The 20,072-nt window shown below is 33.9% G+C and carries 21 protein-coding genes, 1 pseudogene and 1 riboswitch; of the genes and pseudogenes, 7 read left to right on the top strand and 15 right to left on the bottom strand.

Features of this window, described 5'->3' with window-relative positions; genetic code table 11:
- Window positions 1–255 precede the first annotated feature (255 nt).
- A complete protein-coding gene (locus tag DW196_RS06940) occupies window positions 256–1,632 on the bottom strand; it encodes an NCS2 family permease (RefSeq protein WP_118250749.1) in 1,377 nt (458 codons plus the stop codon).
- Between the two features lie 42 nt (window positions 1,633–1,674).
- A riboswitch (purine riboswitch) is annotated at window positions 1,675–1,776 on the bottom strand.
- Window positions 1,777–1,924: 148 nt separating this feature from the next.
- On the opposite strand from DW196_RS06940, the pseudogene DW196_RS06935 reads away from it, so the two are divergent.
- Window positions 1,925–2,179: pseudogene (locus DW196_RS06935) on the top strand (transposase); the annotation flags it as partial.
- A gap of 68 nt (window positions 2,180–2,247) precedes the next feature.
- On the opposite strand, the gene menC reads toward DW196_RS06935, so the two are convergent.
- The 6 genes from menC to menB all read right to left on the bottom strand — a co-directional run bounded on the left by menC (window position 2,248) and on the right by menB (window position 9,570).
- The gene (gene menC / locus DW196_RS06930; protein WP_118250748.1) at window positions 2,248–3,357 is read right to left on the bottom strand and encodes an o-succinylbenzoate synthase; all 1,110 of its coding nucleotides are present in this window, start codon (window positions 3,355–3,357) and stop codon (window positions 2,248–2,250) included.
- A 10-nt stretch (window positions 3,358–3,367) separates the two neighbouring features.
- Window positions 3,368–4,120, bottom strand: coding sequence for a 2-succinyl-6-hydroxy-2,4-cyclohexadiene-1-carboxylate synthase (gene menH / locus DW196_RS06925; protein ID WP_158563543.1), 753 nt, complete (start codon window positions 4,118–4,120; stop codon window positions 3,368–3,370).
- Between the two features lie 53 nt (window positions 4,121–4,173).
- Window positions 4,174–5,889, bottom strand: coding sequence for a 2-succinyl-5-enolpyruvyl-6-hydroxy-3-cyclohexene-1-carboxylic-acid synthase (gene menD / locus DW196_RS06920; RefSeq protein WP_118250746.1), 1,716 nt, complete (start codon window positions 5,887–5,889; stop codon window positions 4,174–4,176).
- A complete protein-coding gene (locus DW196_RS06915) occupies window positions 5,873–7,249 on the bottom strand; it encodes an isochorismate synthase MenF (protein WP_118250745.1) in 1,377 nt (458 codons plus the stop codon). Before DW196_RS06915 ends, menD begins: the two co-directional genes overlap by 17 nt.
- A gap of 67 nt (window positions 7,250–7,316) precedes the next feature.
- Window positions 7,317–8,741, bottom strand: a complete 1,425-nt coding sequence (locus tag DW196_RS06910) for an o-succinylbenzoate--CoA ligase (protein ID WP_158563542.1) — start codon at window positions 8,739–8,741, stop codon at window positions 7,317–7,319.
- Window positions 8,742–8,754: 13 nt separating this feature from the next.
- Entirely contained in the window at window positions 8,755–9,570 is an 816-nt protein-coding gene (gene menB / locus DW196_RS06905; RefSeq protein WP_071456257.1) for a 1,4-dihydroxy-2-naphthoyl-CoA synthase, read from the bottom strand.
- A 146-nt stretch (window positions 9,571–9,716) separates the two neighbouring features.
- Here menB and DW196_RS06900 point away from each other — a divergent pair, with 146 nt between their 5' ends.
- Window positions 9,717–10,088 carry a PaaI family thioesterase gene (locus tag DW196_RS06900; protein ID WP_118250743.1) on the top strand — a complete coding sequence of 124 codons (372 nt, stop codon included), beginning with the start codon at window positions 9,717–9,719 and terminating at the stop codon, window positions 10,086–10,088.
- A 364-nt stretch (window positions 10,089–10,452) separates the two neighbouring features.
- Entirely contained in the window at window positions 10,453–10,614 is a 162-nt protein-coding gene (locus tag DW196_RS11370) for a hypothetical protein (protein ID WP_158563541.1), read from the top strand.
- Between the two features lie 265 nt (window positions 10,615–10,879).
- On the opposite strand, the gene DW196_RS06895 is transcribed toward DW196_RS11370, so the two are convergent.
- From DW196_RS06895 to DW196_RS06885, 4 genes are all read right to left on the bottom strand, one after another.
- Window positions 10,880–11,551, bottom strand: coding sequence for a DUF4767 domain-containing protein (locus DW196_RS06895; protein ID WP_118250742.1), 672 nt, complete (start codon window positions 11,549–11,551; stop codon window positions 10,880–10,882).
- Complete coding sequence (locus DW196_RS11260) at window positions 11,494–12,039, bottom strand: hypothetical protein (RefSeq protein WP_147408676.1); 546 nt, start codon at window positions 12,037–12,039, stop codon at window positions 11,494–11,496. Before DW196_RS11260 ends, DW196_RS06895 begins: the two co-directional genes overlap by 58 nt.
- A 75-nt stretch (window positions 12,040–12,114) precedes the next feature.
- On the bottom strand, window positions 12,115–12,624 hold the full coding sequence (locus tag DW196_RS06890) for a hypothetical protein (protein WP_118250741.1): 510 nt from the start codon (window positions 12,622–12,624) through the stop codon (window positions 12,115–12,117).
- The gene (locus DW196_RS06885; protein WP_118250740.1) at window positions 12,625–13,368 is read right to left on the bottom strand and encodes a hypothetical protein; all 744 of its coding nucleotides are present in this window, start codon (window positions 13,366–13,368) and stop codon (window positions 12,625–12,627) included.
- Window positions 13,369–13,537: 169 nt separating this feature from the next.
- Here DW196_RS06885 and DW196_RS06880 point away from each other — a divergent pair, with 169 nt between their 5' ends.
- The 3 genes from DW196_RS06880 (at window position 13,538) to DW196_RS06870 (ending at window position 15,185) form a co-directional block, all read left to right on the top strand.
- Window positions 13,538–13,999, top strand: a complete 462-nt coding sequence (locus DW196_RS06880) for a DNA starvation/stationary phase protection protein (RefSeq protein ID WP_118250739.1) — start codon at window positions 13,538–13,540, stop codon at window positions 13,997–13,999.
- Window positions 14,000–14,509: 510 nt separating this feature from the next.
- A complete protein-coding gene (locus DW196_RS06875) occupies window positions 14,510–14,740 on the top strand; it encodes a hypothetical protein (protein WP_147408675.1) in 231 nt (76 codons plus the stop codon).
- Window positions 14,697–15,185, top strand: coding sequence for an LPXTG cell wall anchor domain-containing protein (locus DW196_RS06870; RefSeq protein WP_158563540.1), 489 nt, complete (start codon window positions 14,697–14,699; stop codon window positions 15,183–15,185). The genes DW196_RS06875 and DW196_RS06870 overlap by 44 nt, the downstream gene beginning before the upstream one ends.
- A gap of 46 nt (window positions 15,186–15,231) precedes the next feature.
- Here the strand turns inward: DW196_RS06870 and yghU are convergent, their stop codons facing one another.
- Complete coding sequence (gene yghU / locus DW196_RS06865) at window positions 15,232–16,017, bottom strand: glutathione-dependent disulfide-bond oxidoreductase (protein ID WP_118250736.1); 786 nt, start codon at window positions 16,015–16,017, stop codon at window positions 15,232–15,234.
- Between the two features lie 72 nt (window positions 16,018–16,089).
- The gene (locus DW196_RS06860) at window positions 16,090–16,494 is read right to left on the bottom strand and encodes a DUF1722 domain-containing protein (protein WP_118250735.1); all 405 of its coding nucleotides are present in this window, start codon (window positions 16,492–16,494) and stop codon (window positions 16,090–16,092) included.
- An 88-nt stretch (window positions 16,495–16,582) separates the two neighbouring features.
- Here DW196_RS06860 and DW196_RS11710 point away from each other — a divergent pair, with 88 nt between their 5' ends.
- Window positions 16,583–16,717 carry a hypothetical protein gene (locus tag DW196_RS11710; RefSeq protein WP_255415110.1) on the top strand — a complete coding sequence of 45 codons (135 nt, stop codon included), beginning with the start codon at window positions 16,583–16,585 and terminating at the stop codon, window positions 16,715–16,717.
- A gap of 41 nt (window positions 16,718–16,758) precedes the next feature.
- Here the strand turns inward: DW196_RS11710 and DW196_RS06855 are convergent, their stop codons facing one another.
- On the bottom strand, window positions 16,759–19,635 hold the full coding sequence (locus DW196_RS06855) for a DEAD/DEAH box helicase (RefSeq protein WP_118250734.1): 2,877 nt from the start codon (window positions 19,633–19,635) through the stop codon (window positions 16,759–16,761).
- Complete coding sequence (locus tag DW196_RS06850; protein WP_118250733.1) at window positions 19,628–20,032, bottom strand: (deoxy)nucleoside triphosphate pyrophosphohydrolase; 405 nt, start codon at window positions 20,030–20,032, stop codon at window positions 19,628–19,630. Before DW196_RS06850 ends, DW196_RS06855 begins: the two co-directional genes overlap by 8 nt.
- Window positions 20,033–20,072: the final 40 nt, after the last annotated feature.

Here is a 20,072-nt window from a genome sequence, read left to right as displayed (position 1 = left end):
TGTAAATTAATTCATCATAATCCTTCTAACCAATTTAGTACTAAGATATCTGGATCAAGGTAAAGTACACGTTTTATTGTTTTAAGTAGAATATCCCCACAAAGTAAACGATAATACATCTCTTTTGGGGAGGAGATTTACCGACAACTTTAAGTCGATTGTAAGTTGACTTATTTTTATTACAGTATGTTTCGCAAACAAACCGTATAAGATACAAAATCCACATGTCATCACTTTTAGACATGTGGATTTTAGTTAAATTGTAAATAAATAGAGTATAGAAATCACTGTGATAAAATGCATCACATTTGGAATTTCTTTTAATCGTCCGGCAAACATCATGCATAACTCATAAGATAAGAATCCTAATACAAGTCCTAAAGCAATTGAACCGGTTAACGGCATCATGACAATCGTTAGAAAAGCTGGAATAACTTCTTCAAATCCACCATCCCAATCAATCCCTGTGATGTTTTGCATCATAAAAATACCAATTACCACCATCGCTGGCGTGGTCACAGCTGTTGTGACAAGAGATAACACTGGATAAAAGAAGGCTGATAATAAAAATAATCCCGCCACAATGACACTCATCAAACCAGTTCTAGCACCAGCAATAATTCCTGATACAGATTCAATATAAGTTGATAAACTTGATGTTCCTAAGATTGAACCAAAAAATGTTCCCAAAGCATCGGCACTGTAAATACGTTTGTTATCTTCAAAGCTTTCTTGTTTAATATCGGATACTTGTGTTGCAGCTGCAGACAATGTCGTCGCTGTTCCAAAGAAATCTAAAAATAAAAATGTCAAAATAATAACAATAGAATCTAACGATAACATCTTATCTAAATTTTTCACCGCAACCATAAATGTATCGTTCATCATGGCATTCATTGGCGCAGTCGGAATGACAACTGGCGAGCCTTTTGGTAATTGTGGTAATGTCGCGATAACATCCGCACTAAGGTTAAACCAATTCATTGATGCACCAAATCGAATAAACAATCCACATACGGCAGCACCAATCATTCCTAAAAACACGGCATATTGATTTTTTCTCACTAAGAAAAATGCGGCTGTGATGATACCAAAGAATGCGATAATCACATTAGGGTTAGAAAAACCGCCAAATGTAATAAACATTCCCTCATCTGGTACGATGATTCCTGAATTTTTAAAACTAACAAAAGCGATAAAAATCCCCAAACCTACTGTTCCTGCTTGTTTCACATTCGTTGGTATAGCTTTAATTATTTTAGAGCGAGCACCTGAAAAAGCAAGCATTAAAAACAACACTGAGGCAACTAAAACGGATGCCAATGCTTCTTGCCAAGATTTTCCCATTTGCAAAACAACTGAATAAGCAAAAAAAGCATTCATTGACATACATGGTGCAAGACCTAGTGGAAATTTTGCCCATAACCCCATAATGAGCATGGCGATGGCTGAAGACAAAATAGTCGACATAAAGACGGCATCTTGTGGCATCCCTGCTTGCCCTAAAATAATCGGATTAACAAAAATAACATAAGACATCGCAAAAAATGCCGTTAACCCTCCTGTAAACTCTCGTTTAAAAGTAGAACCTGAAGCGGTGATACCAAAATACTGATCAATCTTTTCCTTCATTACTATTCCTCCTATTGATTTAAAAAAACACATCATGGCAGAATAATAAGATTCATATGCCAAAGTAAGTTACTTTACGGGTAACTTGTAGAAACTTCTAGACCGTATTACTAGAATTATATGGTTTTTTATTACCTCGATATCATAACAACTTTCTTTTACTTTTTCAACAGTAAAACGAACAAATATAATTAAAAATATAATAATAGTTAATTTTTATTGCTTTTTTACTATCTATTTTAACTTAATCACGATTAATCCCATAAAAAGGCAGACGCTTTTTAAACAACTGTCTTTGATTAATTATAATGATGTTGATATCTATTTTACTGAGCCTGGAACCCCATCCCAAAGAGGTTTAAACGAACAGTCTAATGCGTTGCTACGTCAAGATAAATTGCCCAAGAAAATGGATTTCAATGACGTGGAGAACTCGTTTATCCATTCTATCACATCTAAAAGAAATAATATTCCTAGAAAATCATTAAACTATAAAACACCATTAGAAGTATTTTTGAGATTTGTAGACAACATAGATTTTTTCTAGCTTAATTTGACAAATGAAAAATATAAAATAAAAAGCAACCCTTGGCTGCTTATAAAATACAAAAATATTTATTTGACATACATCACATGATAGTGACCATATTTTTCTAACATCTCTTTATTTAATGTCACACCTAACCCAGTTTCCCTAGGTACACTTAGCCTTCCATTTTCTAGTTCAAACGTTTCATTAATGATATCTTCTTTAAAATATCGAGTTGAAGCGGAAATATCACCTGGAAAATCAAACCCTTCTTGAGAAGCAAAAGCCAAGTTAAGTGCTCGTCCAACACCTGACTCAAACATGCCACCACACCATAGTCCTAAGCCATTATTTTTACAATACTCAACAATTTTTTGTGCTTGTGTCACACCACCTACACGCGAAATTTTTAGATTAACAGCTCCCAAGCTACCTAAACGATGACCTAACATCACGTCTTCTACACTACGAATATTTTCATCTAGACAAATCGGTGTTTCAATATTCTTTTGAAGTTCAGCATGTTCTAAAAAATCTGAATAGCCAAAAGGTTGCTCAATCATCGATAGTTGATACGTGTCTAGTTCTTTAAAAATAGTTAGACTGTCTAAATCATAAGCAGAATTTGCATCCACCATTAAAAGCATCTCTGGAAAATGATATCTTACGGCTTTTACAAAATCCACATCCTGATTGGGGGCTATTTTTAATTTTATCCGGGTATATCCTTCAGCCACATAACGTGATACCACTTCAATCAAATCCTGTACGCTTTTTTGAATGCCAATACTCACCCCAACAGATAATTTGTCAGTCTGACTATTAAATAGTTCTGCCAAACTTTTTTTATGCCTTTTTGCATACAAATCCCAAACTGCTGTTTCTAAAGAAGATTTAGCCATCCAGTTTCCACGTATTACAGAAAATAATCGTGTGACATCATCAGGATGAGTAATCTGTGACTGAACTAACAACGGAATTAAATGATTAGCTAGAATCAACCGAGCTGTTTCTAATGTTTCTTCTGTATAATCAGGTTGTTCAAACGCTACTAATTCCCCGTATCCTTGGTTACCAAGTTCATCTGTCACAACAAGAATATCCATTGCTTTATGCGATAAAAAGCCATAACTTGTTTTAAATGGTGCCACTAAAGGTAGTCTCACATGATAACTCTCTATTTTTGTTATATTCATAACCTATCCCTCACTCTAAAAGTTGTGTCACTGTTGCTAAAAACGCTGCTGGTTTTTCAACATGAATGCAATGACCACTATCTTCAAACTCAATCACCGTTGATTCTGTCATAATCTGATTCATTTGCTTAGCCAGGGATACAAACTTAACGTCTTTCTGTCCAACCAAAAAATAAGGATGAAAAGGATACTCTTTTTCTAATTTCCCCCATAGTGATGGTTGAGTCCCTGTACCAAAATAGTGCAAGCTCATAGCAAGTCCGATTGCTTGTTGCGACAGTCGTTCCTGTCTGATAGTCTCGCGAACTGTTTGTGGCAACGTCTTTTGTGTATCAAACAAAGGGATAGTCTCCCAGTAATCAACAAATTTTCCAATCCCCTTATCTAGTAATAAACAAGCTAAACGATTATCTGATTGGCGACGATTCCCCCTTGAATCAGTATCATCTAATCCTGGGGAAGAACTTTCCAAAATCAGTGAATTGACTCGTGTCGGATATTCAAATGCGTAAGCCAATGCAAGACGTCCTCCCATTGAGTAACCCAACAGATCTATTTTATCTAGATTTAAAAACTCACGTATCTCTTCCAAATCTTTTACCTGTTGTTCACTTGTATAGCGATAAGGGTGAACAAAGACACTTGTCTTTCCGTGCCCTATCAAATCAATCGCGATAACATTATGGGTTTTGATAGCATGTAAAAAACGAAACGTTTGTGATGTTCCAGTAAACCCATGCAAACACAGTAATGTTGGTTTCATACAGTCGAACTCTGTCACATAATTGATATAATAGTCTAAATCTCTGACGCTTATTAGCATGTCATATCACGTTCTATTGTCTGACGTACTTGTTGTTGGAACGCTCTTCTTAACTCTGCGTTTTCTTCTCGATTAGTACGAACTTCAATCAATCTTGGATAATTCGGACGGTCGTTAAGTAAGCTTTCTAACTCATTTAAGGATTCAGCAGATGAATAATCTAGCAATACCGTGTTAGCCATAGCTTCAAAATTAACATTAGTTGAGGTAGCGAATAAATCATCAAACAAAGATGTCGGTAAGTCTTTTTGAGATAGCATTGAAAATATTCCACCACCATTGTTGTTGATTACAATAATCGTAATAGGTAATTGATATTTTGTCGCCATCGCCAAACCTGTCGTGTCATGAAAACAAGATAAATCCCCAATCAATAATCGTGTGTGACGTGTTGTATCATTTGCTGCTACACCTAAAGCAGTTGAGGTTACCCCGTCTATTCCATTTACCCCACGATTACCATAAATAGTAACTCTTTCTTTCGTGACAGGAAGATATGTATCTAAATCTCTAATAGGCATACTATTTGAGACAAACAACTGATCATTTTCTTGCATCGTTTGATAAACGACTTGGGTGATATTACCGTCACTAAACAATGTTATATCTTGGCTTTTTATGCCGTTTACAACGATTTGGTCTAATTTATTAAATGATTCTAGCCAACTTTCATCAGCCCTTTTTAACTGAGTTTCTAACATATTGGATAAAAAGTCGACTTCATCTGACACGATTAATGTTGTCATCATTTTTGATGCATCTAACCATTCTGTTGCAGATTCTACTAAATAATAATCACCTGTAAATGTCGCGAGCCATTGATTTAACGGTTTTGACACAGGCAGTTTTCCAAATCGCACAATGATATCAGGCGTCATATCTTCTTTAACATAACGTAAATACGTATCATAGTATGGTGAAATTGTTGGACTATCTATGCCAAAAGTTCGAATATTCGCTAACGGATCAGCTAGAATAACCCAACCTAATTGTTCTGCCAAGTCAACTAATTGTCTCACTGCTTCCTCATCAAATGATGGCCCTACAACAAAAATACCTTTTTTCCCTGACCAGTTTTGGCTTATCGTTTCAATCTCAGCTTTTGATAGACAACTTTTTCCAGTCATTGTATTAACTGACTTAACTTTTGGAACAGCTAAGTCTAAATCAGGTAATAGTGGCTCTCTTAACGGTAAATTTAGATGAACAGGTCCTTGTGGCAATGAACAAGCCAGATTTGATAATTTTGCTCCTTGAACGTAAGCATATTGATACATCTCTTCTGTTCCTTCAGGTAACGCCATTTCAACAAACTGTTTAACTTGTGAACCATACATATTAAGTTGATTCATCGTTTGTGGTGCACCGTTATCTCTTAATTCATGTGGGCGATCTGTTGTCACCACAACAAGCGGTACATTCGATTGCTTCGCCTCAGACACGGCAGGTAAATAATTTGCCGCCGCTGTTCCTGATGTACACACTAAAGCCACTGGTTTTTGACTTGCTTTACTCAACCCCAAAGCAAAAAATCCCGCTGAACGTTCATCGACATCGATATAGGTTTTTATTTCTGAACGTTGGTGCAATAAAATGGACACGGGCGTAGACCTAGACCCTGGACTAATCACTGCTTGAGTTACTCCACCATCAATCAACCCTTGGATGAATGAATTGATATAGTTTGTCATACTACTTTGATGTGACATTTTCTTCTCCTCCTATCGCACGTAACATTGGCTGAAATTTCACACGTGTTTCTTTTAATTCTTCTTGAGGAATAGAGTCCGCTACAACCCCACAGCCTGCATATAACGTTGCTGATTTTCCTGATAAAAGTGCCGAACGAATGCCTACCGCAAATTCACCTTCCTCAAGTATCACCGAACTCCAACCAATTGGGGCTCCGTACAAGCCACGATTGATTGGTTCATGTTCTCTAATCCATTTTGTTGTCAACTCTTTGGGTTGTCCACCTAATGCTGGCGTTGGATGTAACTGCTCGATAGCTGAAAAAAATGATATATCAGCTTTTTTTTCGCCACTAAATGGGTAAAATAAATGTTGTATGTCGCGGTTTTTTAATAATGATGGCTGACCTTTTTCCGATAAAATTTCAGTAATCTGGCTCATATCACGCTCGATTGCATCTACAACGATTTGGTGCTCCACTTGATTTTTCATGTCATTTAATAATTGACTCCCAAGTTGATTGTCTTCTTCTACTGTTTTTCCACGTGGTATAGACCCTGCTACACACGCTGTCGAGATAGTATTTTCTTGTAGTAACAACAATCTTTCTGGTGTGGCACCTACAAAAGCATTCTCGTTATGTTCTAAAACAAAAACATATGTATTCTCTTGTTGCTCTAGACAATTTTTTAAAACATCATTCACTGAAAATGGTTCTGTTGCCTTTATATACAACTCGCGTGCTAAAACAATTTTTCTAATGTCGCTATCAGAGGTTATCTCATCCATCGCCAATTCAACCGTCGCTAACCACTCTGGAACATGAATTTCATTAGCTTCTAGCTGTTGACGAGTTGGTGAATCAGATTGTTTATTTTGACAAACAATCTCCCACAATGTCACGATATTTTCCCACTGTGTATTTAAGTCATCATTTGATTCTACAATCATATTGAACGTTAAAAAGCGATTATCATTTGTTTGGGTTAACATGATTTTAGGTATAAAAAGATACCCATTGCCTAACTCTTGCCACGTTTTTTGACTATCAACAGTTTTATCAAAAGGAAATCCACCTAAAAAAACAGGTCCAGTTCCACTATGTTTAGCATTCGTTATCGTGTTTTTCGACAATTTTTCACGACTAATCGCCATATTACTGTAATCTTGTGCCACATACTCTTTACATGAGCCTAAGCCCACAATAGAAAACGACGCATCTGGTGTTTGCCAAAAATAACGAGTGGTAAATACTTTTTTTGCTTGATAAAAATAATGCACAACAGTCTCTGAAATTTCGGATAAATTGACTACCCAACTAACCAACGTTGGCTGTTTTATCTCTAATTTTCTAACATCATTTGATATATTAAACATGAATTAAAACTCCTTTAATACAATGAAAAGAAGCCAACCATACTTATAAAAATGGCTGGCACTTCTTTCACTCATTTACTAATAATCGTTTTGCCACTTTACCACTAGCTGTACGTGGTAAGGCATCAACGACATAATATTTTTTGGGGCATTTATATTTTGCTAAAGAGTTAAGACAAGTTTCACTTATCTTCTCTATATCTATCGTGTCGTCCATCACAATATACGCTACAGGAACTTCACCCCACGTATCGTCATGCTCTCCTACAACAGCGACTTCCTTTATACCGAATAAACTTGCTATGCATTGTTCAACTTCAGCCGGGTAGATATTTTCCCCACCTGAAATAATGAGTTCACTCAAACGACTGACAACATATAAGTATCCGTCCTCGTCAAGATAACCTAAATCACCGGTTTTAAAGTAACCATCTGTTGTCCATGACGACGATTTATTTAGATAACCTGGTGAAATATTGGGACCAGATAATAGTATTTCACCAATTTCCATTGGTTCACAGGTTTCATCATCTTTTCTAATGACAAGACTTATCCCATCTAATGGTAAGCCAGATGACCCTATTTTTTGAAGGGCATCATCATATCCTAATGCTACTACCTGTGAACACGTTTCAGTCATACCAAAGGACTGAATCACTGGAATGTCTTTGCTAAAACAATCTTGTAGCATCTCTTTAGAAACAGGTCCGCCACCAACAAGTAAACATTTAAACTTATCAGAATAGCCTTGCTTTGGATAGACTGGTAATAATTGTTTGAGCATCACATTAACAACTGATGAAACGGTTATGTCTCCTGTTTTAAACAAACGAGACATAAGAGGTGCATCAAATTTTTCAAAGAGATACACTCCACACCCTATCACTAACTGACGAACAACAATGGATAAACCACTAATATGAAACATTGGAACAGCACATCCCCAAACATCTTGAGCCGTGATGTTCATATTTTTTTGTGTCCCCATGCTACTTGCTAAATGATTACGAAACGTTTGGATCACACCTTTAGGCTTACCAGTTGTGCCTGAAGTATACATAATAGAAGCCGTTGCATCGACTGAAAACGTTGGATAACTAATTGAATCAAGCAGTGGTTGACAATGGATATCCGAAAAAGAAATCAACTGAACGTGATTGAAATTTTTTTCTTTTAAATTATCTGCGACAAATATCGTTTTCACCCCAGAATCTTCCAGTTGATATGACAATTCTTGAGTGGTTAGATGTGTATTTAAAAAGACAATTTCTTTTCCTAATGACCACAAAGCTAAAATTAAAAAATACATGTCACTTGAATTGTGACTCAAAATAGCGACGCGTTTATCATTTTGTGATAAAAACACCATCACTCTTTTGGCTCTTTCATCGACTTCACTGGCAATCTCTGCTATTGTCCAATACTGATTAATAGTATATAACCCAATTTTTTCTGGATGTGTTTCTAGTTGTGCTGTTAACCATGGTAACATTGTCTTCACTCTTTTATGGGAATTTTGGAAATTGATCAAAGTCAGGATCACGTTTTTCCTTAAACGAATCGCGGCCTTCTTTGGCTTCGTCCATTGTGTAATATAAAAGGGTCGCATCTCCTGCTAATTGCTGGATACCAGCTAAGCCATCTGTATCTGCATTCATTGCCGCTTTAATCATACGTAGCGCAATTGGACTTTTAGTTAGTAATTCTTCAGCCCATTCCATCGTCACTTCTTCGACTTTATCTAAAGGTGCAACTGTGTTAATCCAACCCATTTCAAGAGCTTCTTCAGCTGTGTATTGTTTTGTCATAAACCAAACTTCTTTGGCTTTCTTATGACCAACCACACGTGCTAAATAACCTGACCCATAACCACCATCAAAACTTCCGACGTTAGGTCCTGTTTGACCAAACATGGCATTATCAGCAGCGATTGTTAAATCACACACTAATTGCAACACATTTCCACCACCAATCGACCAACCTTTAACCATTGCAATAACTGGTTTTGGTATGACACGAATTAATCGTTGTAAATCTAAAACATTTAAACGAGGGATTTGGTCTTCTCCAACATATCCACCATGTCCACGTACTTTTTGATCACCACCAGAACAAAAGGCTAACTCACCTTCTCCCGTTAAAATAATCACCCCAATATCTGTCATATCACGGCTAATCGTAAACGCATCTATTAATTCAAATACTGTTTTAGGTGTAAAGGCATTATGTACATGCGGACGGTTAATACTAATTTTAGCTATTTTCCCATGTTGTGTGAATAAAATTTCATCATATTCTTTAATTGTTTTCCAATCATACATTTTATAAAGTTCCCCCTTAATTTTCTACTCACCAATTATACACAATCTTATCTGAAATAGTAGAATTGATGCTTATTACTAATAAACTTTTATAAAATACTTCGCAATGTTATAATCTATCTACTAAATCAAAGGACTGATAATAAGTGAATGCTTTAGATTATTTAGACATTAAAATCGAAGACGTTTCAAAAGAAAAGGTCATCTTAACTATGGTAGTTGATGGGGAACACTTACAACCTTTTGGCTTAATGCACGGTGGGATGAATGCTGTTTTGATTGAAACAGCAACAAGTATTGGAGCAAATGAGTCAATAGATACAACCAAGCAAGTTGCTGTGGGACTTGATATTCAAGTCAATCATCTTAAGAGTGCCGTCAAAGGTGATACGCTAACGGTTGTAGCCATCCCTGATCATATCGGAAAAACAACACAAGTTTGGCAAGCTAAAATCACCAATCAAATACAACAAAAAATCAGCGTAGGCAGATGCACGCTGATGGTAAAAAATAAGTAACAATGTTATTACACACTATTTATATATATATATTAATTAATATAGATTTAATAGGTTATGGTCATTTTATCTTTACTTTATACTTAAATAATAATATTTGTATGGTATGATAAAATAACTAAAAGTATGTATAGCCTCTAGATGGATTGGCAAAAAATAGAGTTATTTTAATTACAATAATTTTATTATAAATAGAGTAAAAAAAATAGTTTTTTCATAACAAATAAAAAAATCGACGGACAAATAGAAACAATACTTTTTGTAAAAAAACAAAATTAAAAATGTAAAGCTAATATACACTGTTCAATATAATAATAAAAATAACTTTTCTTTTTATCAAGATAGAACTGAGAGAATTTCTTATATGTGTCATCAAGAAGGTATTGATTCTAGTTTAAAAACTAATGATAAAGAATCTATATTAACTTCAAATGACTTATCAAATGAGCAAATTATTGATATGTTTGGTACTACAGATTATAAAACAGCAGAATCTATTTTATTTAGTCAAGGTTACACAAATTAAATGAACGATAGCCTGTTTTCCTTATAGGAAAAACAGGCTATCTAACTAATCAATATTTAATTTGTAAAGTTGTGAGATACTATTTACTACATTTAGATTTACTTCTCATTTAAACGACGCAATCCCGAACCTCTATTGCATCCTTGTAGCCCTATAGCTACGCCAGTTTGAATAAATTTCTTTAAAATACTCCAAATTTCGCTTAATAAATATTTTTCATATTACATACATTATAACATACTTTTATAATAAAATACAATTCTCTTTACGGATATACTTGACTGAAGTCATGCATTCCTGCTCGTTGGTAAATACGTCCATCTGTATACACTCTAAATTGTTTTCCTCCACCAGTAGTACTACCATCATTATCATCTGTTTGAATAACTAATGTGTAAAAATTTCCATTCCCATCTTGATGCTGCTCTTTATTATTTTCATTCACGCTAATCACTTCAATATTTGATGCATTTTTTTCTTGTGTAGCATAATTCCAAGAAGCTTTATTATCCAAAAGATAATTCTTAGCATCATCAAAATTAGTTATTCCAGTAGATGTATCTGTGTTACTTGAAATTTGTTTATCTCCTACAATCTGACTAAACCCAGCCTTAATATCAGGGTTTTGTGTTTCACTAAAATGTAAATAATTTTCATTGTTACCTTGATTTTGTTGTGTTACATATACTTTTGGCTGACCGTTTTCTATGATAAAGAAGTATACATGTTTTTGTAAATAAGGTTGTGTATCAGCATCTGAATAAACAGCTACTAGCTGATAAGGTGCACTGCCCTCACCTGTTTCTGACCACTCTACTTGTACTGGTTGATTGTTGATTGCCATTGTCCATGTTCCGTTGAAAATATCACCAGGAACCTTTAAACCATATAAGTCAACACTATTTGATTGGTTATATTCTTTGTAGTTTTGCCCCATTTATTATTAAATTGCGACATAAATCCTCGCAGACTATCTTTTTTGGCATTATTCCATAAAGAATTTGTAGTTTCATCTTTCTTATTAGAACTTTCTTCTGTTTTATCTGTTTCTTTTGATTCAGATGTCTTTGTTGCTTCTAATTTTTCTTTCTCTTTTTTAGCATACTCAACTAGTTTATCTGACCCTTTTTTAATTTTAATAACTGAGTCTAATTCAGATAGTGCTTTTTCCTTATCTTTTGCTTCCTTGTATTCTAAAGCTTTATTGTAGTGCTTTAGCTGTGTTTGATAATTTTTAGCTTCATCATCTTTTGGTTTACTTTCTAAAGCCATCTCAACAAACCCTTCAGCTTGTTCAAATTTTTTCTCTATAATAGCTTCTTTGGTTTTTTGCATTGATTGATCAAACGTATCACTATTCCCACATGCTGTCATCACGATCAAAGCTAAACCTAATACTATAAAACTTCTTAATCGTTTAGTCATCTCTGTCTCCTTTTTGTTTTTATTTATGATATTAATTATACACTATAAACTCTCTATATCTAATTAAAATATACCTTATTTTTTATCATTATGTTGTTCATAAATCGTTAGCATATCTTGTAACAATTCCTTTAAATATCGTTGTTGATTTTTACTCATCGTTTCTTTTGTAGCATCGTGATCATCCAACGTTCCCACATGATACTGCGTAAATCCGTCATCACTAATAAAAATAATCATAGGTACAACCACTCCATCATATGACGTGTTATCAACGATATATTGCTTTAAATCACCTTTGTTTTTATCAGTAAAATTTTTTCCATGTGTGTCTACTTGCCAAGCTTCTTGTTTCTTATTTTTCAAAACATCATCTAAAACAGGATACAACTCCTGACACCAGGGACATGTATCAAACCCAAAGACATAGATACCCGTTTTTTTCGTGAGAAGTGATTCCATTACCGTTTCAGGTTGTTTTCGAATCAAGTGGGTTGTATTATCTGATTTTTTAGGGATAAGTAGCATCCCTATCACCACTAGGATTAGGATTATTCCAACTAACCATATTGCTTTCTTTTTCATTTATCTAACCCAACCACCATGTCCATAACAACTATTTGCTTTCCCTCTGGCACTAGGATTACCTGATGCTGGGGTTCCATCTTTACAATAACCTGTTATACCATTTGATACATTAGATTGTGTATTAACTTTCTGTTGTACTTGTCTTTCCTGTTCCTCGGCTTGTGCAATCCTTACTCTTTCTTCAGCTTCTGATCTTTCTTTAGCCTCTTGCTCTGCCCTAGCTTTTTCCTCGGCTTCAGCTTTCTCTTTCGCTTCTTGCTCTAATCTAGCTTTTTCCTCGGCTTCAGCTTTCTCTTTCGCTTCTTGCTCTAATCTAGCTTTTTCCTCGGCTTCAGCTTTCTCTTTCGCTTCTTGCTCTAATCTAGCTTTTTCCTCGGCTTCAGCTTTCTCTTTCGTTTCTTGCTCTAATCTAGCTTTTTCCTCGGCTTCGGCTTTCTCTTTCGCTTCTTGCTCTAATCTAACTTTTTCTTCGGCTTTCTCTTTCGCTTCTTGCTCTACCCTAGCTTTTTCCTCAGTTTCTTTTTCTTTATGACTTTTTTCTTTTAACTTTTCTTGCTTAGGTTTAGCGTTTTCATTTGATGCCCCGGTATCGGGAGCAGTCACTCCAATGACTACAAAAGATACAAGAAACGTAATAACTGACCCTAATAAATATTTTTTCCTTCTATATTTTGGATTAATAATAAAAAATATAAAACTAATGATTGCTCCTAAAAAAACTAATACAAATAAATTCAACATATACTTTTCTACTTTTTAACTAAATAGTAACATATACATAATAAACTATTTATAAAACACTTAAAACTATAAATAGTTTTATATTTCGTTTTTTATTTGTTGGATTAACCTTTAATTTTGGAAATTAATACGGATTAGGTGTATAATAAGCTCTAGGAGGGTGATATTTATGACATTAGAAGAAACAAAACGTACATTGAATCAGTTAGTGGCAGATTTAAGTCAGTTTTCAGTTGTTATCCACCAGACACATTGGTACATGAGAGGTCCTGAATTTTTATCTTTGCATCCTTTAATGGATGAGTTTATGGATGAAATCAACGATCAATTAGATGTAATTTCCGAGCGTCTCATCACTTTAGGTGGTTCTCCATACTCTACATTACAAGAATTTATTGATAACACTGGTATCAAAGATGAAAAAGGAACTTATGAAAAACCTATTCCAGAAAGACTTAAAACACTAGTTGCAGGATACAACTATTTAATTGGTGTTTACGAAAAAGGTATTGAAGTAAGTGAAAAAGAAGGCGATTTAGGAACACAAGATATTTTCATTTCTTTCAAAACAGACCTTGAGAAAAAAGTTTGGATGCTACAAGCTACACTTAATAAAGCTCCCGGACTTTAATAGTTGAAACTAAGACAGACCATACATCGTTTGGTCTGTCTTTTTTTGCTATAAATTTTTAAAGCTGAAGTAATGTTAGCTCTACTCGCTTTCGAAAAATTAAAATTATCTTTTTTTTGACTCTTTTTGATTCTTTTTATATCTTGTATTGATGTCTGATGAATACTTGGTGAACCATTCATTTTTAATATTTGCGTTAACTCTTGACTAAAAAAACAATAATAAAAGATATTAAAAACATCAATCTCTTTTTTTGTTTAGTTTTTGTTCATTCCTTCTTGTTTCAGTTATTTTTTCATTTTTTATACTTTATTCATTTTTTGTGTTGTTATAATAATGTATTATTGCAGGTTTTATAATTGAAAAACAATGTTTATATTGGACTATTTTCAGCAATGTTGTTGGTAGGTGGAACGGCTGTCATAACTGTTTCAGAAGATAGATGTTAAAACAGAAAAAGTTGTTCCAGAACAAACAAATGATGTGAAACCTGATTTAGGGAAAGTGACATTGATTGATTATAATTCGAATCATTATGATGATTTATTTGGAGATTATCATTTTTCAGTTGCTAAACCGGCAGAACTACAAGGTTTTAAACTAGGTGAACTAACACTAAAAAGTTATCATTACGATGCATCAAATTCTACTTATATTGCTTGGGTTTCTTTAGACCATACAGTGAAAGATGAAAAATATGATTCAGAAGTATATTTTGAAGTACATGATGAACGTGACTAGAGAAAATTCCCCTGGAGAATACGGTCCTTCACCTTTCTTAGGTAGAGTAATTAATGATAAAGTTCCATTCTTCGAAACACCAAATGGTACTTACTCTGCTTTTATTCGTTTAATTTTCACTAACGTTGCTCAATCAGGAGAAAATGGTCAAGAACACATTAACAATGATACTGTTGATGAATCAAGTAATCAACAAGACACTCCTGAAAACCCAACTGAACTTCTTGGATCTGAAAACAATCCTACTGGCAATAAAGTAGACAAACAAAACGAAAAAGAATTTGTTGAAAACATCAAAAAAGATTGTGATACAAGTGATAATTATGCTGACAACAAAAAATTACCTCAAACAAGTCAATCAAATACTGCATTGTCAGGATTAATGTTACTTCTTATTGGTAGTGCTACTGCTGTCTTTGCTAAATTCAAATTCTCTACAAAATAACTACTAAAAAAACTTCCAACTTAATTGCTGGAAGTTTTTCTTTTTGTTAATCTATTGCCTTGTATTCTGCTGCCATTCCTTTTTTCACACCAGGTCGTTGTGCAATTCGATGAGTCCATTCAACCAAATGTTTATAGCTTTGAATATCTAAAAATTTAGCGGATCCTTCATATAAATCACCTAACACAAGTTGACCATACCAAGACCAAATAGCTATGTCTGCAATACTATATGTGTCTCCGGCAATAAATTCACGAGTTGCCAATACTTTATCTAGTAAATCAAGTTGTCTTTTAGTTTCCATTGTATATCTGTCGATTGGGTATTTCAATTTCTCTGGTGCATAATGGAAAAAGTGACCAAATCCACCACCGACAAATGGACCAGAGCCAACTTGCCAAAATAACCAATTTAATACTTCTGTCTTACCTTGAATATCTTTTGGTAAAAACTCACCAAACTTTTCAGCTAAGTAAACTAAGATTGAACCTGATTCAAACACATCAATGTTAGGGGTTTGACTTTGATCAACCATTGCTGGAATTTTAGAATTTGGATTGATAGAAACAAAATCTGAACCAAATTGATCGCCTTCACCTATATTAATTTTATATAAATCATACTCTGCATCTTTTATTCCTAATTCTTTTAATTCTTCTAACAGAATCGTTACTTTAACACCATTTGGAGTTCCTAGTGAATAGACTTGAAATGGTGCACTCCCCACAGGAAGTTTTTGTTCAAAACGACTGCCGGCTGTTGGGCGGTTCCCACCTTTATTGTTATTTTCATCTTCCCATGTCCATACATCTGGTAATTTATAATCTGTCATATTATCACTCCTTACTTTTATACTACGTTAATGATAGCACTCATTAAAAATATCTGTCCAACATAACGGGTTCTACTTAGGTGAGCAAACTGACAATCCCCATCGCATTTTTATCAAATATGGTTGTTGGTAATGATTGCTTAATTCTTTTAAAAAAGATTCTAACTCACTACTTTTTAATGGCGACGTTTCAATTAGTTCGTTATAAATTTCTTTTTCTTTAGGTGTTGCAATTTTTTTAAAATAACCCCAAATATGTTGGAATGCTACTCGTAGTGTTTTATCAGTAGGGGATACTTGTTCTAAATCTGATATCATATGCTCGTAAATTCTTTGCTTTTCTTCTGTCCACTGATTTCCTTTAGCCATCAAGCGAATGTCATTGTATGCTTGCTGTGACCGAGACATTACCCAGTATTTATTCTTAGCCCATGATGACTGAAACTGGCTTAATAGCTGTTTGTTGTTTTTTTCCATTTAGTTCACCTCACATTTGCATTGGTTTTACACTCGTATTAAGGTATATTATATAAGCAAAGGTCAATTAATTAAAGAGGTGAATACTGTGGGAAAATATCAATTAGACAAAAAAGGTAAAGAAGCTGTCTCAAAATATCATGAAAAACAAACACCAAATAAAATCGACAAAAAAGCTCATCTTGCCAAATTATGTGAGAGTCATATGAAAAAGAAGAAATAAGAAAATCAAAAAGCTACTCGACTATTGAGTGGCTTTTTAAGTTATTCTATTTTTCCAGTTAAAAATTCATACATATCAGGTTCTACACGATGTTTAAGTATAAAGTCCATTTCAACTACATTCTTTAATTTATTATCAGATGTTGGCTTTTCCTTTTGTTCAATGGTATCAATAATTGGCTCCATTTCTCCTAAATAGTAGAAATCTGTTTCTTTATCATTTTGATTATATTTTCGCTTGATAAATAAATGAATAGTCCAATTTTTAAAGTCTTTCAATATTTGGACTTCAGGAGATTTAATAGTTCTAGGTGATTTAGTAAACCAACGAAACGTTTCTTCATCGATAAATTCATCTTCATAAGCCATTAGAGAGGCTTTAAAATCTTTCCCTTTGTCTAAAGTAACAAAAATAGCAAATTGGTTATTACTGTATGTGTAGCCCCCAATTCCTTGTTCATTTTGTTTGAACTCCATATTTAATACTCGTAAAACATCTTTTCGACGATACTTAGAATAAAGACATAAAGTAGATGGCATACCTTGTTTTTCTAATTTTTTCAAACCTGTCGTCACAACATCCATCACATACTTCATAAATAATGTATTTTTACGTGAGCTGTTGAAAAAATCAGTCATCGCGATTCCGTTGTTCTTTTGGTCAAACAACTGTGCTGGGCGATAATTTCTTTGTAACCCTGCTTCATAAAAAGATAAATCCAAAACTGATAAGACAGATACTAGTATGTCCTTATCATAATCAATCGATTCTTCATCCCACAATTTGTAAATATCTTCTGACGATAAATAAGTCTTGTTTTCCATAACCATTTTCTTTATCACAAGTAACTCATGTGGTCGTCCACCGAATAATAACTCAACAGATAAAAACTTAAGCGCTAATCGCTCTTGCTCAGTAAGTAATGGGCAATCTTCTTTCATTTTCAGTAAAAATTGATCATATGTTTTTTCTCTTTGAATAATTACTAATGGATCTAACTCACCCATCTCTTCAAAATCATATAACATTGGTATTCTATTCAACCTATTTTTTAAACGTTGATAACTTTTCCTTAGCTCGGCAAAAGAGTTTAATTTAGCCGCATCAATTGATTTAAATATTCTCTCTTTTGCAACTCGCTCAAAGTTAATCGCTGAAAGACCTGTCATATAATTAACATCTATCGTATCTCGTCTTAAATTATTCTTGTTACGTGACGAATCTCCTGATAACGCCATAGGAATCATGTAGTTATTTTGATAATTTCCAATAAAATCAATCACCGTTACAAATTCTTTTGACTCATCTTTTCTTAAGCCACGTCCTAATTGTTGAATAAAAATAATATTAGATTCTGTATTTCTAAGCATAATCACTTGATTTATTTTTGGAATATCTATTCCCTCATTAAAAATATCGACTGTAAAAATATAATGAATCTTGCCCGATTCAAGTTCTTCAATCACCTGTTCTCTTTCTTCAATTGAGTTTTCACCAGATAAGTAGCTACTCGCTATTCCTCTTTGATTGAATAGACGTGATAACTCTTTTGCCTCATCTTTTCGACTACAAAAAACTAACCCTTTAGGATTATTACCAGAACAGCCGTAATAATTAATCTTATCTATTAAAAAATCGACTCTCTCAAAATAAGTTAAATAGGTTAAATCACTTGTCTCACTGATAACTTGACCGTCTCTTTCATAATCTGTGACACCAAAATAGTGAAATGGACACAATAAGTTTTCTTCAAGTGCATCTTTCAAACGAATTTCATAAGCAATATTATAATCAAATAGTTCAAAAATATTAAATCCATCAGTTCTCTCAGGTGTCGCTGTCATACCTAACAGAAAATTTGGTTTAAAATAGTTTAGTGTTTTAATATAAGATGAGGCTCCTGCCTTATGAACTTCATCTATTAATATATAGTCAAACGCATCCGGACCTAATAATTCTTGATAGCCATCCTTTGATATGGTTTGAATTGTCGAAAATAAATATTTCGCATCTAAATCTTTTTTCTGTCCTGATAAAACACCATAGTCAGTATCTTGTCCACCCATAACTTTTTTAAATGATTCTATTGCTTTATGTAATATTTGCTCTCTGTGAACGATGAATAGAAATCGTTTTGGTTGATAAGAAGCAACATCAAAAGCTGCTAGATAAGTTTTTCCTGTTCCTGTTGCAGATACAACCAACCCTTTTCTTTCTCCAGAACGCCTTAGCTCTTTCAACCTATTTAGGGCTTCTTTTTGCATTCTGTTAGGGACGATATATTCACTTACTTCTTCAGTGATGATATCTTCACTTCGAGTCATTCTTTTAGGCAATGGTTGATATGTTTTCGAAAACTCAGCAATCCATTCTCGACTTAATATTGTGGCACTTTCCCATTCTTTTTCTAAATGGTCATGTATCGTTGAAATCATCTCACCATTATCATAAGAGGTAAGCTTTACGTTCCACTCATAATTCAGTTTTAAAGCTGACACCGTCAAATTAGAACTACCTATTATAAACGTTTGATGTGTCTGATGTGTAAATAAATAGCCTTTAGAATGGAAACCAGATTTATTTGATATTCTAACCTCAACATTCGGAATATTTAGTAATGAGTGAAAGACATCTGGATGATTAAAACCTAAGTATGTTGAGGTCAGTATTCTTCCTTTAATACCTTTATCAGCTAAATCTGATAATTGGGTTTTAATAGTATTTAATCCATCTTGCGTGATAAACGCAACAGATAGAATAAACGACTGACAAGATAATAATTCCTGCTGTAACACCGAGAGTAAGAATTCTTTTTTGTCTGTATCATTAATGATGAATTTAGGATTTAAGTATTGGCTTTCAACATTTTTATCAATAAATGCTTTTTTTAACGCTTTATTTAGTAATAAATCACTCATCCACACCAACCTCCATTAGTTTTTCGACAATTGGTATATCAGCTGGTGCCCAATCTAGTTGGTTTAACTTATCGAAAGATACCCACTTAGATTGCAGATGCTCTGTCAATTGTGGCTCTCCAGATTCCAAATGACAAATAAACGTACTTAAATTCACTCTACCAAAATCATAATCAAACGAAACACTTGCGAATTCCTTTTCTTCTAGTTGAACTGAAATTAATAGTTCTTCTTTTATCTCTCGTACCAATGCTTGTTCTTTAGTCTCTTCGGATTCAATTTTCCCACCTGGAAATTCCCACTTTCCAGGTAGACTTTTTTCTAACCCTCTTTGACAGCAAAATACTTTTCCCTCTTTTATAATAATTGCTCCAACAACATTTATATTCTTTTTCATTATTTCATTCCCCATTTACATCATTTATATACTCACAGGA

Origin of the sequence: Vagococcus sp. AM17-17 (genome assembly GCF_003471765.1) — a bacterium.
Classification (GTDB): Bacteria; Bacillota; Bacilli; order Lactobacillales; family Vagococcaceae; genus Vagococcus; species Vagococcus teuberi.
Note: the sequence above shows the minus strand (reverse complement) of the source record. Positions and strands in the feature narration are given on the sequence as shown.